The following is a 14,526-nucleotide window of genomic DNA, read 5'->3' as shown; positions in this document are numbered from 1 at the left end:
CTGCATGGGATATTATTCCTGTGCAGGCATTTTGACTAAATCGGGATGGGTATGAGATGGCCAGCACACACTCATTAATCGGAGGCATCGGTATGTACAATACTTATATTTTTGATTTATATGGAACTCTAATTGATATTGAAACAGATGAGGGAACACCTGAACTATGGGAAAGACTAAGTTTTCATTTCCTATACAGCGGTTTTGTGATAGAGCAGGATGCACTTAAAGAGCAGTATCATGAAGAAGTATCTCGGCAACTTTCTAATCCGTCTGTTAAATGTCAATTCCCAGAAATAGATATTCATAACATATTTGAAACGATTGTTTCTCGAGAAGGCCACTCGCCAGGAGCGGATTGGATTGAGGAAACCGTGCGTTGGTTCAGACAGTTGTCTATTTGTCGGTTGAAGCTATATGACGGTGTTAAAGAAACATTATGCATATTAAAGAAACAGAATAAGAAAATCTATTTATTATCTAATGGACAAAAAACATTTGTGGAAGCGGAAATGCGTGTTCTAGGCATTACTGACTTGTTTGATGGCATTGCAATCTCATCTAATCCGGGGATATGTAAGCCAGATCCGCTGTTCTTCGATTACCTTGTCAACACGTTTAAGGTCGATTTGTCTTCTGCTATTATGGTTGGAAATGATGCGACAACAGATATTGAGGGTGCCAAACGCATAGGGATCGATGCATGTTACTACCATTCCAACTGCTCTCCAGATACACAAAAGGTGGATTGTAAATATCAGATCTGGGACGGAAACTTTCGTAGGATCTTGGAAATAGTATAAATCTTAATAAAAGAATATAAACAGGGTTCATTGCTTTAAAAATTATAGCAAAATAGGCATTCTTTGTGGTATATATAAGGATGTATTTATCCTAAATAATGGAACCTATATTTCATTTGAACGGTGCTCTTTTTGTTCAGAAGGGTTTCCAACTTTAACTAGACTTTAACTATGTTTGGTAAGATATAGTCTATTATGGTAACGTTTGCACTTGATGGGGCTATACCATTTGATTACATCACTTTTGGAATTTTGAACTGAAAGATCAGACTAATATTTAATGGGGGAATTAACGATGCAGCGATGGGGAAAGAACAAGCGGACGCTTATCGGGGTCTCACTAGCAGTTATTCTATTAATCGTCGGAGCAAGTGTAATTGTGAACAAAATAGGTCCATACAAGGTTAGTTCTACTCCGTTAGATACAGAGGCATCTACAGTCGTAAATGCGCTCACGTCGGTGGGTAAAGAATTGGTTGTCGCAGCGGCGAGCAAGGATCATGTCGAATTGAAGGCAGGAACAACAGTCATTATGGTTGATGTCATTCAATCGGATGCGATAAGGGTACAGGTGAATCCAGACGGGGTGGCAGAACCCGATACCGAGGTGGTTGCGAATAGACAGTTTACTCCAGTAGGAGCGACAATGGACACCCGTGGAAATCCCATCATCATCTCAACCGACCGGATGGAAGTCACAATAGATTTAGTTAAACATAGCCTGACCGTTCATGATTCGAAGAACAAGCTTTTACTTGAACAGCCGGATTTATTACGAGCATTAAAATCTGAAGTAGAGTTTACACATGATCCAAAGGATCGTTTATACGGAATCGGCGGATATGATGCTTCCGAAAGTTCAGAGGAAGGCATACTGCTCGGAGATACCAAAGTGGTACGGGGCGGAAGCCAAGGTCATCCTGGAGCACCCTTAGTATGGAGCAGCGCTGGATACGGTCTACTGGTAGATACGATCGACGCTAGGTATTACAACAATGAAGGTGTGGTTTCTTTCAAGAATACTTCCAAGAAAGGAGCTCAGTACTACGTCATGGTGGGAACGCCAGCGGATATGATGAGTACAGTGGCTGATATTAGCGGGAAACCGCCGCTATTTCCGAAATGGGCGATGGGCTTCATGAACAGTGAGTGGGGCATTGATGAGAAGGAACTTCTTCAGCACGTATCTACCTACCGCCAGAAGCAGATTCCGATTGATAGCTTTACACTCGACTTTGATTGGAAGGCATGGAGCGAAGATCAATACGGAGAGTTCCGCTGGAACGAGGAGAAATTCCCGAGTGGATCGTCTGGGAAATTACAACAGACGATGGATCAGATGGGGATCAAGCTTACCGGTATTTTTAAACCACGTATTCATGTGAATACCGAGCAAGGGCGTTATGCGACTGAACACGGCTTCTGGTGGCCGGGCAAGGCGAATTATTTCGATTACTTCTCTAAACAACCTGTAAACGATCTTAATTTCGATATGGAAGAAGTCCGCAAGTGGTATTTCGACCAGACGAAGAAAGCCTTTGATACAGGCATTATCGGGTATTGGAACGACGAAGCAGATGAGGGGTATACAACGATGCAATTCATCAACATGCAGAAGGGGCTCTATGAGGGGCAACGGAACTATTCGGATCAAAGGGTATGGTCACTTAATCGGAACTATTATCTTGGGGCACAGAAATATGCTTATGGGCTATGGTCAGGAGATATTCAGTCAGGATTTGAGACGATGGCGAATCAGCGGGAACGCATGTTGTCATCGATTAATGTTGGCCAATTCAAATGGGGGATGGATACAGGTGGATTCCAGAGAAATCCAGAGCCTGATAATTATGCACGCTGGATGCAGTTCAGTGCGTTCACGCCGATCTTCCGAGTTCATGCTCAGCAGAATATGCAACGTCAGCCATGGTACTTTGGAGATAAAGCCGAGGCAGCTGCAAAGGCGGCAATTGAGCTACGTTATCAACTTATTCCGTATATTTATTCCTATGAAGCGAATGCCTATAATACGGGAATCGGATTAGTAAGACCACTAGTGTTCGATTATCCGCAAGATCGGAAAGTGGAGAATCTTGTTGAGTCTTGGATGTTCGGTGATTGGCTGCTTGTGTCCCCTGTGGTGAGCCAAGAAGCTTCTAAATCTATCTACTTACCACAAGGGGATTGGATTGATTATGTGAACGGAGGTGTGTATCAAGGCGGGCAAACGATAACGCATCAGGTTGATCTCGAGAAGTGGTCAGATATCCCGTTATTTATTAAGAGGGGAGCAATCATTCCATCACAATCGGTGATGAATTACATTGGTGAGAAGAAGGTTGAACTCTTAACCGTCGATGTGTTCCCAGATGCCTCGGAGACATCATTCATCTATTACGATGATGACGGAGCTACGTATAACTACGAGACAGGTGAATATTTCAGTCAGCAATTATCAACACAGGAGAAAAACGGTCAAGTAACATTCCGAACCACTGCTAGAGAAGGGACATTTACGCCAGAAGTGAAATATTATCTAGTCAAGATTCATGGGCGCGCTGGACAGAGTGTAACTACGAACTTAACACCATTGACTAAGGTTAAAGATCTAAACACGCTAAACAGCCAATCCGGTGAAGGATGGTCGAACGGCACAGATCAATACGGAGATGTAACCTTCGTGTTGATGAAGGCAGGAGTATCGAATGAAATCATTGTGAAATAAGATGGGTGACTTGGTATGAGTAAAGAGGGGGATCACTATGATTCAGGTTAGCGGATTAAGTAAGCATTATCGGATTGTCAAGAAGAAGCCAGGACTAACAGGAGCAATTAAGGGATTATTCCATCGTGAATATGAAGTCAAGAAAGCCGTTGACGATATTAGCTTGCTTATTCGGCCGGGAGAAATGGTAGGTTACATCGGCGCTAACGGTGCAGGTAAATCCACGACGATCAAGATGTTGTGTGGAATTCTGACTCCAAGTAGCGGTAATGTTACGGTCAACGGTGTGATTCCCTATAAAGAAAGAAAAGAAAATGCTAAGAATATCGGTGCTGTATTCGGACAACGATCACAGTTATTCTGGGACATCGCTGTTCTTGAATCTTACGATCTGCTCAAGCATATCTATGAAATTCCAGAGCATGAATATCAAGAGACAATCAAGATATTTACTGAAGTGCTTCAGCTGGAACCGTTACTTAATATACCCGTGCGACAGCTGTCACTTGGGCAGAAGATGCGCTGTGAGTTGGCCGCGGCTTTCCTACATAATCCACCGGTTGTGTTCTTGGATGAGCCAACCATTGGTTTGGATGTCACGGTCAAAGTGAGAATACGCGAGTTTATCAAAAAAATGAATCAAGCCAAGGGAACGACAGTTATTTTAACGACGCATGACATGCAGGACATCGAGGAAATATGCAACAGGATTATTATCATTGACGAGGGTAAGATTCTCTATGATGGTAGCGTACAATCGATCAAGGACCATTTTGGAAATAAGAGGGTTATTCATTTTGAACTGGATTCGGAGGCACCTTTCCAGCTACCCGAGTCTCTCATGCATAAGGTTGATTTCAGCTGTGGTGAAGATGGCACGATTAGTGCCTCTTTTAGTAATAATGTCATTACGGCAGCTGATGTAATTACCGAAGTGATGAAGGAATATCGAATCCGTGACTTGACGATCGCAGATCCCAAGATAGAAACGATCGTACAGGAAATATACGAGCGGGGTATATAGAGGATGAGAAAATACTGGGAAATGATGAAATCTCAGATCAAGATTGATACTGCCTACAGCGGATGGTATTGGTCGTCGACGGCATCCATGATCCTACGCATGTTGATAATATATGCCTTTTGGCATGCGGTGTATGAGAACAGGACAACGATTGAAGGCATGCCGCTGGATATAATGATTACGTATGTGGTTCTGGCTATGGTGCTCAACAACTATTTAGCAGGAGTAGGTACTCAATTGGGCAATAGCGTTCGAGATGGTAGCGTGGCGATTGAACTTATGCGGCCTTATAATCTGCTTGATAAATTGGTTGCTCTTGATCTCGGTGATAAGATTTCCGGGACGATACGGGAAGCCGTTCCCTTGCTGATTATTGCCTACTTATTCATGGGGATCAACACTCCGAATCATTGGACAGATTTTATATTATTTTTGCTTAGTGCTCTTCTAGGTATTCTAATCGGCACTCAGCTAGACCTGGCTGTCGGAATTATGGCTTTCTGGCTGACCAATATATGGGGATTGAGAATGCTTCGCAATGCGATTATTTTGTTCTTCTCAGGTGGACTGTTACCGATTACGATGTTCCCGGAATGGCTTCAAATGGCAAGTAGATTTCTTCCCTTTCAGTATATGATTTATGTTCCTGTGTCCATCTATACCGGACAAATCTCTGGGCTAGATGCGTTATATGCTCTTCTAGTGCAGATATTCTGGTTAATCTTAGTTTTTGTAATCATCCGGTTAACATGGTCTCTAGCTATTCGTAAAGTAACCATATTCGGAGGCTAATGAGTGGGAACGGATATCGTCGTTGGTTATGAGAGAGGAGTGTCCACACCGTGAGACGTTATAGTAAACTGTATTGGCAGTTTTTCAAAGCTCGATTGAAGGTCATGATGGAGTATAGAGCTGATTTTTTAATTGGCGTTTTCTCCGTATTTTTGATCCAAGGGACATCACTCTTGTTCATTACCATTGTATTTGAGCAGATTGAATCTCTTCATGGTTGGACGTTCTATCAAATTTTGTTTATTTATGCGATTGCTCTGCAAGGCAGGTCGATCGAACATATTTTTTTCGATAATTTGTGGACGATTGGCTGGCAGTATATCCGCCCTGGAAATTTCGATAGGTTGATGATTCGCCCGGTGAATGTTCTGTTTCAACTGATTGCTGATCGAGTGCAGCAGGATGGCGTGGGGAGTTTCATCATTGGACTGATTGTACTATTTACGGCGGCACCTCACTTGGGAATAGATTGGGCCGTTACCGATGTGCTGTTACTCATAGTGATGATCTTGTCCAGTGCGGCGATCTTCATGGCGGTTAACTTGTTTTTTGCAACTTTCTCCTTCTGGATGGTCGATAGTTTGCCGATTATGGTCGCGGTTCAAGGAACAAGCGAATTCGCCAGATATCCGATGAGTATCTACGGTAAAGGCATTCAATTTGTGCTTACATGGATTATTCCATATGGATTCACAGCCTTCTATCCCGCAGCTTTTTTCATAGATCAATCAGGATTCCGACACATTGCTGTGTGGACGCCTGTGGTAGCCGTTGTTAGCGTAACGATAGCTTACTTATTCTGGAACAGAGGGCTTCGGGCATTCACAAGTACAGGAAGTTAGGTAGCAAAAAGAGTGTTGGAAATATGAATTAGAATTCTCTCGCTTAGTGAGGATTATTAGACGATATGATCTAGTGATACATTTAGGTTTCTGAGACTATTTTTTTTGGTGGTTTTAATAATATGAATGTAAAAGACAGCCACGAGGGCTGTCTGAACTGTGACCGTATTTGTGGAAAGTTTGAAAAAAAGACCTTTAAGAGGCAGTTAATAGGTGACTCCTAAATTCATCGGGAGTCATCTTTTTTAATGCCCATTGATATCGTTCGGAGTTATAGTAGGCGATATAATCATCAACCCTTGTTCGCAACTCAATGAGGGTCATACATGACTTGTACTCCAAATCATCCTTCATATGACCAAAGAAGCTCTCCATGGAGGCGTTATCCCAGCAGTTTCCTTTCCGTGACATGGACTGGATAAACCCCGCCTTGTGTACGAGAAGTCGGAATTTAGGATGAGTATAGTGCATTCCTTGATCCGAGTGTAAAAGTGCCTCCGGATGAATATTTCCGTCCAGTCGCTCGATTAGTTTCTCAAGTGTTCGTTCTACAATTGGCATTGCCAATGATGAAGAGAGGTGGTGGGCTAAAATTTGTCTCGTAGCTCCGTCTTTCACCACAGATAAATAAGCACATTGTCCATTTCCATAATGCAAATAGGTAATATCCGTCAGTAGGACTTTCTCAGGCTCTCCCTGGTCGAATTGACGCTTCAATAGGTTAGGACAGGTTAAATGTTCTTGTGTGGCTTTCGCCATCTTACGATAGGGATTCGCTTGTCTAATCGTGGCAACAAGCCTATATTTCTGCATTAATCTTCGGATCTTTTTGTGGTTCATGATGATCCCATTATTTCGTTCAAGCCACATCTTAACGACCAACGCTCCAGCCTTGCCATCTAAAGCGTCAAATTGTTTCTTAATAAGCCAAATGTCACGCTCATCTGCCTCCTCACGTAGTTGCCTGGATTCCTCAGCCGAAAGCCAGCGGTAATATCCACTTAAACTCACACGAGCTAACCTGCACAGGTAACGTGTCATTCGTTGTAGGCCATGCTTACGAAGGGTAAGGTTGATGATTTGAAAGCGCTCGGAGGACGTTAACGTTTCCTCTGCATCTTCTGCTTTTCGAGCGCTTCTAGCTTTTTTAAAAAGTCGTTCTCCATCTCTAGTAACTTGATTCGTGCTTCCGCACGCTTAAGCTTTTCCTCCGTAGAAAGTTCTCCTGCTACTTTTCTGCTGGGAGATCCTTTTCCTCGTTGCTCCTCAAGTAATCCGGCTTCTCCATGGGTGTTGTACGAATTACGCCAACGACTTAGACAATGCTTGGGCTTCTTGCGGCCGATAACATCCAAGTCAAATCCCGCTTCAAGAAAAACTTCCATTGGAGTTTGACCTTCCTTGTAGGCTTTAAGCGCAGCTAGCTTAAATGTAGACGAATACGTAATACTCTTCTCCGTCACATTCTCCACATTTGGATTCATCTCTAGCTGTCTGATCTCATTTTCATTGAATATCTTTGAAGTGCCTCGCGTTTTGTTCATAGCTTTTCCCCCGTTTTTTTATCCATTAGTTCGATTAAAACACAAATGACCCGCAAGAGGGTCACTTTTTTCAAAGTCTCCATCTTTCGGGTCACAGTTCAGTCTTTGAAAAAGGACGGCATTGCCGTTTCTACTTGTGAGGATACATAGAGTTTATTATTTTAGCGAAGTGGTCCTTGTCATCTGGAAACTCTACTAACTCTTCACTGCACCCGATGTCATTCCAGCGACAATGTAGCGTTGCAGGAATAGATAGAGCAGGATAACAGGCGTCGATACAAGTAAGATCGTAGTAAAGACTAGGTTCCAATCTGCTGACTTCTGACCAAAAAAGAAATAGATCAATAAACTTAATGTATAACTGTCTGCTGAATTCAAGAAATAAAAGGGAATGGTGAAATCATTCCAGATATTCATGGAGGTCAAGATGATAACAGAGGCATTGACCGGGAGTAGGAGCGGAAAAATAATACCAAAGAATAGTCGGTATTTACCTGCTCCATCGATAATGGCAGCTTCATCAAGTTCCCTCGGAATCCCATGCATAAAGGAAATATATAAATAGGTAGTAAAGGCATAATTACCTGCTACGAATAATAAAATAACTCCGGTGTAACTTCGTATCAGATGAAAGAAATCTACGACATAGTAGGTGGTAATAACCATCATTGGCAAGATTAAACCCACAACAAGAATTTTTGTCATTATTCTAGTGAGCTTGGTATCTCGTCTCTGAATGACAAAAGCAGATACCGAACACAGAATTATAATCAGAAGCACACCGAAAAATGTAATCACAAAAGTGTTCCAAAATGCCTGTAGAATATCTGTAGATGCAAACACTTCCTTAATATTGGACAAAAAATTCCATTCACTAGGAAGTGCAAGACTCATGTCAGCCGCTTCGGACTTCGTCTTAAAGGAATTAACGATAACAAAATAAAGTGGGATACCAATGATAGCTATGCAGATGACAGAGAGAAGTTCCAATAACCATTTTGTAGTTTTTTTCATTGAACTCACCTTTTTGCTTCTTTATTGATGACATTGTTAAGCGTTAATACAACTATCAATACAATGAGGAATAGAACAAGGTTAGCTGCGGTTGCTTCTCCATTACGTCCTGCGGCAAAGGCTTTAAAAACGGCAGTATTAATAACATTTGAAGCATTACCTGGACCCCCGCCCGTGAGTGCATAAACCATATCAAACACTTTAAGTCCTCCGATAACACTAAGAATAACATTCGTATTCACAACCGGAATCACCATGGGAAAGGTAATAAAACGAAACTGTTGCCAAGGTGTAGCACCGTCTATTTTTGCGGCCTCGTTTACTTCCTGTGGTAACGATTGGAGAGCCGCTAGGAATAACATCATAGTAAGTCCGGTCCATTTCCAGATCTCTACAAATGATACGGAAAACATGACGATTGCTGGATCTGTTAACCAGTTCATAGCTAACGAATCAAGTCCCACAAAATTCAAAAATACATTTAGAATACCCGTGCTAGGATGAAAGATTGCTTTAAATGCAATGGCAACGGCAATAGAACTTAAGATAACTGGAAAGAAAAGGACGGAGCGTAGCAAAAGCCGACTTTTCAACATTTGATTAGCAAGAAGAGCTAATAAAAGCCCTAAAAATACTTTGAAAACGGTGGTTACAATTGCAAATATAAAAGTGTTCTTGAGTGCAAGCAAGTTACTTGGATTCTCATACAGTGTAATGAAATTATCGAAACCAACAAATCGAGTCACTTTGAATGACGCATCTAAATTTGTAAATGCAAAGTAGAAGCTCATGAGAGAAGGCAAGATAAAAAAGGTGAAAAAGACCAATGCGCCAGGGAAAATCAACCAATAGGAGTAATATTGTTTTTTTAACATAGATGGCTCCTTGAGTAAGGAAAGGAGGTTCTTTATGTAAGAAGCTCCCTTCCTTGTCATCATATTTTCTTATTTGAAATTAGGGTCGCCTTGAGCTTTTGCGTCTGTTTCTAAATCTTTTTGCAATGCTTCAAGAACTTGATCCGGAGTCTTTCCGCCTTTGACGAACAATTCCTGTGCGTATGTTGCCAAATTACCGTGCACATTAAACTTGACTGGGTAAGGAATATTTCCGATAGCTATACCTTCATCAAGATACTTCTTCGCATCTAACTCCGCAGGTGTAAGTTTCGTTTGGGTGACACCTTTGATCGTTGGGATACCGCCCTGATTCGAGAAGAAGGTATCTTGAACAGAAGGTTGCTCAAACCAGTTTACGAATTTCTGCGCGTTATCTTGATTCTCACCTTTTACGATATACATTGATTTTGGAGCCCAAATCGCAGCTAAGTCTTGGCCATTTCCTTTGTAAGGCATAATGAACGTACCGATATCATTGGCTCCCTCAGGATACTTAGCAACGATTTCGTTCATCACCCATGAAGCCATGAGATACATCCCCGCTTCACCGCTGCTTAGTGCTTTCTGAGCATTGTCATAAGTAGATGAGAGAATATCTTCGTTAGCATATCCCTTTTGAACAACGTCTTGAATGAATACCATACCTACCTTTTGATCATCCCAATCCATTACTTTAGCTTTATTCTCATTGATTAATGGGATTAGATTTGCTCCCGTTTGGGTAGCAGTGGACATCAGGATGGGTAATTGAACGGTCCAAGGATCTTGACCGGAGAAGTAAACGGGTGTTTTACCTGCCCCTTTGATGGCTTCAGCCACCGCCCAGAATTCGTCCATTGTTGTAGGAATTTGAAGATTCAATTCTTTAAACACTTTTTTGTTATAGTGGACTAAGCCCATATCCGTTCCGCCGTATGGAGCCCCGTACCAGTGTCCATCGATGACCGTGTCCATCAAGTTCTTCCAAGCAACCTTATCGAAATTTTCCATCCAAGGTTGATCGTCCTGAGCAACAAATACATCTGCTGGCGTACCAAATCCGTGAGTAGTGGAAATTCCGTACTGATAGAATAGAATGTCCGGTTTATCGTTAGTAGCGAACCGCGTTTTCATCAGATTGGCACCATCATCGCCTTCAGGTACTTTTTCAATGACTAGTTCAAAACCATTTTTTTTAGCTTCTGGGATGATCGCTTCCATACCTTGAACAAACCAAGTGGTATGACCAAGCATTTTAATTTTAACTGTCTCTGTCTGAGTCAAATTTCCATTAGTGGCCGTGTTTGTTTCCTGTTTGTTGTTTCCACCACAAGCTGTAAGAGCAGTTACGAGAGTAATAACCATAATTGCCGTAAATGTACTTCTAATTCTCTTCATGTCTTTTCCCCCTAAGTAGATGATACTTAATACAGCAATGATAGCCCTTACAATTCAATTGTGTAAATGGTGATTTTGACGCGGGGAGGGGGAAAATATTAAACGCTTTCTTTTACAAAATTTGATATGATTGCTCTAGGAGAGTGAGAATCATTGAGAAGTTTCCGTAGCAAGCTGTTCTTCGTGTACTCCATGACATTAATTACATTAACTCTTTCGGTTAGTTTTCCTATGTATTTTTATTTTAAAAATAGTATTAAAGAGAGCAGTATCACCAGTGTTGAGCAATTAGCAGGGAGTACGGCTAGCAATCTTTCATCCCAACTTAATATGTTTAGTAATATGACCTTTCAATTCTACAACAGCTATGATATTAACCGATCTACCATGGCCGATTACTTGACGTTGATGAGGGATGTGGATGACACGCAAATAGCATTACAAGCGCGAAAGTCAGTCAATAACTTCATGATGATTGCCACCAACACCTATAAGAGTATTGACCAACTCAATTTGTATACAGCTAATGGAGAACTCTTCTTTAACCGTGCGGATGGGGTTAGTACTAGAATCAGGCAAGTCAATGCGGATGCTAATGAGGCGGATGCCACCAAGGGAGGAGTTATACTTACCAGTAAGGGTACATCTTCTTCATTTACACTTATGCGTAAGCTTCAATGGCGCTCAATTGATTTAGGTTATTTAGAAGCTATACTGAGGCCCAATACACTGATAGACCGGGATAAGTCTAATGCTATAAAGGGGGCTTCTATTGTAATCCTTGATCATGGACGTGTCATTTACACAAGTGAAGGTTCGATAGACGAGGCTACGAAGACGATAGAAAGTCTTACTCAATTAGCGACGAGCAAGAAGGAGTATGCCACCATTCAGGAGAATAGCCTATTGGCCGTCAAACAAATAACAGAAGATGCAAATTTCATGGTAGTAACCATTGTTCCTGAGAAAGAGCTATTTGCTCCTTTACGTGTTTTTCGTAATGCGATGACCCTTGTCGTCATTCTGCTGATTGTGTTCTCAGTTGCTTTTTACTACTTACTGGCCAAGTTGTTGACCCGGCCGATCACATCATTAAAGCATGTCATGGATGGGGTCACAATGGATGATGAACAAGAGTTACATATTGAAAATAAATATAAAATGAATGAAATTGAATCGTTACGGCGATCATTCCAAAAAATGAATGCGCGATTAAAGAAATCTGCTGATGATAAATTACATTTCCAGACGCTACAGCTCAAATCTCATTTTCAAACACTGCAGGCGCAAATCAATCCTCACTTTTTGTTTAATATGTTAGGTGTGATAACGATTATGGCTGATAAAAAGGATTCTGCTTCCGTAGCGGATACCAGCCGGAAGTTATCTGAATTCATGCGGTATGCTATCTCTGCAGAATCATCGTTGGCACGGCTTCAACAGGAGATCAACTTTACGGAGAATTACCTAAAACTTATGAAGACAAGATATATGCACCGACTTGATTATGAGCTTGATATCCCCACCGAGATGGGCGATCTATTGTTTCCTAAACTTACGATTCAGCCGATTGTGGAGAACTGTATCCAGCATGGTCTCCATGAGGGAATTCAGCAAGTATGTATTAGCGTTAGAGGGAAAGTAACATTAGATCGTTGGGAGATTGTAATCGTGGATAATGGTACTGGGTTTTCCGAAGAAGCACTTATCCAGCTCAACCAGAGAATTCAAGACTATATGGTTCATTTGGATATGAATGAAATAGAACAATCTCAATTCTTGGTATTAGGGGGCATGGGACTCATTAGTACACTTGCGAGACTAAAACTCACAGGGAAGGGCAATTTTACGTATTCGATCGGTAACCATGATGATGGAGGGGCAGTCGTATCTCTTCGAGGATTATTTATCTCACAACAGGAGGAACTTAAATGAGAATTATGATTGTAGATGACGAACCTATTTTTCTATATCACTTAAAGGAGACCATACAATCCTGTTGTGAAGCATTGAATTGTGCATTTGATTTTGTCTCTGAATGCTACAGCGCGGAGAAAGCTATTATGAATATACCAGAAGTATTACCGGATATCATATTTACAGATATCCGTATGAATGCCATGGATGGAATAGAATTAGCGCAAAAGGTACGAGAGGAATGGCCGCATATCAAAGTAATTATTGTAAGCGGTTATCCCTCATTCGACTATGCCCGTTCAGCTATGAGAGCGAATGTCGTAGACTATTTAATTAAGCCTATTGAATCTGAAGCGGTATTAAAGGTGTTGACACAGACACTAGGTCATATGAATGCCAATCTTTATCAACGTAAGGGAGTCCTACTGCAGACGCTCATCGAAAAGGGGGGAATGAGTTCAGGCCATAACGGCCTTGATCCTAATCTGCTATCCTCTAATCCATACGGAGTTATTGCAGTGAACAGCAGTGAATTTCAGTTCAATCCCTTGTTGTATGATGCTCATATGGGTATGCAATCCGTCTGCTGCGAATCGATTCGGCCCATGTTATTAGAGGGAGAAGAGGTCTGGCTATTTCCAAATGCGAATAAGAAGGGATTACTATTTATTTTCACTTTGCGAGAATACCAACTTTCTAAGATGAAGAGTATTGGCGAGTATCTTCTAGACCGCTATTCTACCCAGCAGTCTTTTGCGATTACAGCAATCAGTCCACAACTGAAAGAAGTATCAGAGCTACGCGAGGAAGTCCGAAGACTGTCGCGAAACCTAGACCATCATCAGGTGATCGGTTTGAACATCTTGCTGCTTCCAGAAGATAGGGAGATGGAGAACAATAAAGAGTACACATCGCTGTCTGATATACAGGGAAAAACATTGAACTATTTGAGTAAAAAGAACGATTGGCATGGGATTCGAGAGGCTATCCTACAATTGTTTGAAGTGTGGAGAATGGAATCTTGTCCTTCTGTGTATATTGAAATGAACCTGAGGAAGGTGGTTGATGCGATGGGGCAATTAAGTGATTATCAAGACCCACTTATCCGTCGAGAAATGGAACAATCAATCCAAGATCTATTGTTCGCCTCAGCCGATTTCAATGAAGTGGGTGATGTTTTCGTAGATTGGCTGCAATCAATAGTCAAGCCTTCGAGTCAACCGAGCGAGAAGAAAGGCAAAGCGTTATTCCACCGGATTCAGCAGTATATTATGGCCAATTTGGGGCAACCCTTGAACCTCTTGGTACTGACGGAAGAGTTTAAAGTTTCCAGTACTTATTTATGTAATCTTTTTCGTATCTACTGTGGGGGTTCATTTGTGGAGTATTTTACAGATCTTCGTATCAACAAAGCGAAGGCCTTACTCCATGATCATCCTGAAATTCCAATTAAGGATATATCGGAGATTGTGGGTTATATTGACCGCCATTATTTCTCTAAGGTATTTAAGTCCTCAACGGGTCTGACCCCCTCAGAATTTCGAAACCAAATAGCCCATCCCTCATCTATCTGAGGGTGGGCTATTTGGTTT

Annotated in this window: 11 protein-coding genes; 7 read left to right on the top strand and 4 right to left on the bottom strand. The window is 41.6% G+C overall.

Translation table 11 applies throughout. The features are described from left to right. Positions 1–56: 56 nt before the first annotated feature. The 5 genes from J2T13_RS11785 to J2T13_RS11765 all read left to right on the top strand — a co-directional run bounded on the left by J2T13_RS11785 (position 57) and on the right by J2T13_RS11765 (position 6,186). A complete protein-coding gene (locus J2T13_RS11785; protein WP_429371421.1) occupies positions 57–803 on the top strand; it encodes an HAD family hydrolase in 747 nt (248 codons plus the stop codon). 295 nt (positions 804–1,098) lie between these two features. Continuing rightward, positions 1,099–3,528 (top strand): TIM-barrel domain-containing protein, encoded by a 2,430-nt coding sequence (locus J2T13_RS11780; protein ID WP_429371419.1) that lies wholly within the window; start codon positions 1,099–1,101, stop codon positions 3,526–3,528. Positions 3,529–3,565: 37 nt separating this feature from the next. Continuing rightward, a complete protein-coding gene (locus J2T13_RS11775) occupies positions 3,566–4,552 on the top strand; it encodes an ABC transporter ATP-binding protein (RefSeq protein ID WP_429371417.1) in 987 nt (328 codons plus the stop codon). A gap of 3 nt (positions 4,553–4,555) precedes the next feature. Beyond that, positions 4,556–5,344, top strand: coding sequence for an ABC transporter permease (locus J2T13_RS11770; RefSeq protein ID WP_429371415.1), 789 nt, complete (start codon positions 4,556–4,558; stop codon positions 5,342–5,344). Positions 5,345–5,394: 50 nt separating this feature from the next. Next, positions 5,395–6,186 (top strand): ABC transporter permease, encoded by a 792-nt coding sequence (locus tag J2T13_RS11765; protein WP_429371413.1) that lies wholly within the window; start codon positions 5,395–5,397, stop codon positions 6,184–6,186. Between the two features lie 195 nt (positions 6,187–6,381). Here J2T13_RS11765 and J2T13_RS11760 read toward each other — a convergent pair. From J2T13_RS11760 to J2T13_RS11745, 4 genes are all read right to left on the bottom strand, one after another. Then, a protein-coding gene (locus J2T13_RS11760; protein WP_429371411.1) for an IS3 family transposase occupies positions 6,382–7,730 on the bottom strand; the annotation gives its coding sequence in 2 pieces (ribosomal slippage) (positions 6,382–7,346 and positions 7,346–7,730; 1,350 coding nt in all). A 195-nt stretch (positions 7,731–7,925) separates the two neighbouring features. Beyond that, positions 7,926–8,744: a carbohydrate ABC transporter permease gene (locus J2T13_RS11755; RefSeq protein ID WP_429371409.1), complete on the bottom strand. Its 819-nt coding sequence runs from the start codon at positions 8,742–8,744 to the stop codon at positions 7,926–7,928. A 5-nt stretch (positions 8,745–8,749) separates the two neighbouring features. Beyond that, on the bottom strand, positions 8,750–9,619 hold the full coding sequence (locus J2T13_RS11750) for a carbohydrate ABC transporter permease (RefSeq protein WP_429371407.1): 870 nt from the start codon (positions 9,617–9,619) through the stop codon (positions 8,750–8,752). A 69-nt stretch (positions 9,620–9,688) separates the two neighbouring features. Further along, positions 9,689–11,017, bottom strand: coding sequence for an ABC transporter substrate-binding protein (locus tag J2T13_RS11745; RefSeq protein WP_429371405.1), 1,329 nt, complete (start codon positions 11,015–11,017; stop codon positions 9,689–9,691). A 153-nt stretch (positions 11,018–11,170) separates the two neighbouring features. Between J2T13_RS11745 and J2T13_RS11740 the strand changes: the two genes are divergently transcribed. After that, a complete protein-coding gene (locus J2T13_RS11740) occupies positions 11,171–12,952 on the top strand; it encodes a sensor histidine kinase (protein WP_429371403.1) in 1,782 nt (593 codons plus the stop codon). Then, positions 12,949–14,508 carry a response regulator transcription factor gene (locus J2T13_RS11735; protein WP_429371402.1) on the top strand — a complete coding sequence of 520 codons (1,560 nt, stop codon included), beginning with the start codon at positions 12,949–12,951 and terminating at the stop codon, positions 14,506–14,508. Before J2T13_RS11740 ends, J2T13_RS11735 begins: the two co-directional genes overlap by 4 nt. Positions 14,509–14,526: the final 18 nt, after the last annotated feature.

Source organism: Paenibacillus sp. DS2015 (assembly GCF_050433705.1).
Lineage (GTDB): Bacteria > Bacillota > Bacilli > Paenibacillales > Paenibacillaceae > Paenibacillus_AQ.
Note: the sequence above shows the minus strand (reverse complement) of the source record. Positions and strands in the feature narration are given on the sequence as shown.

Bases quoted from the DNA above. Each gene is read 5' to 3' on its own strand.
- J2T13_RS11745 (WP_429371405.1), bottom strand. From the start codon at position 11,017: ATGAAGAGAATTAGAAGTACATTTACGGCAATTATGGTTATTACTCTC.
- J2T13_RS11755 (WP_429371409.1), bottom strand. From the start codon at position 8,744: ATGAAAAAAACTACAAAATGGTTATTGGAACTTCTCTCTGTCATCTGC.
- J2T13_RS11785 (WP_429371421.1), top strand. From the start codon at position 57: ATGGCCAGCACACACTCATTAATCGGAGGCATCGGTATGTACAATACT.
- J2T13_RS11735 (WP_429371402.1), top strand. From the start codon at position 12,949: ATGAGAATTATGATTGTAGATGACGAACCTATTTTTCTATATCACTTA.
- J2T13_RS11770 (WP_429371415.1), top strand. From the start codon at position 4,556: ATGAGAAAATACTGGGAAATGATGAAATCTCAGATCAAGATTGATACT.
- J2T13_RS11750 (WP_429371407.1), bottom strand. From the start codon at position 9,619: ATGTTAAAAAAACAATATTACTCCTATTGGTTGATTTTCCCTGGCGCA.
- J2T13_RS11780 (WP_429371419.1), top strand. From the start codon at position 1,099: ATGCAGCGATGGGGAAAGAACAAGCGGACGCTTATCGGGGTCTCACTA.
- J2T13_RS11775 (WP_429371417.1), top strand. From the start codon at position 3,566: ATGATTCAGGTTAGCGGATTAAGTAAGCATTATCGGATTGTCAAGAAG.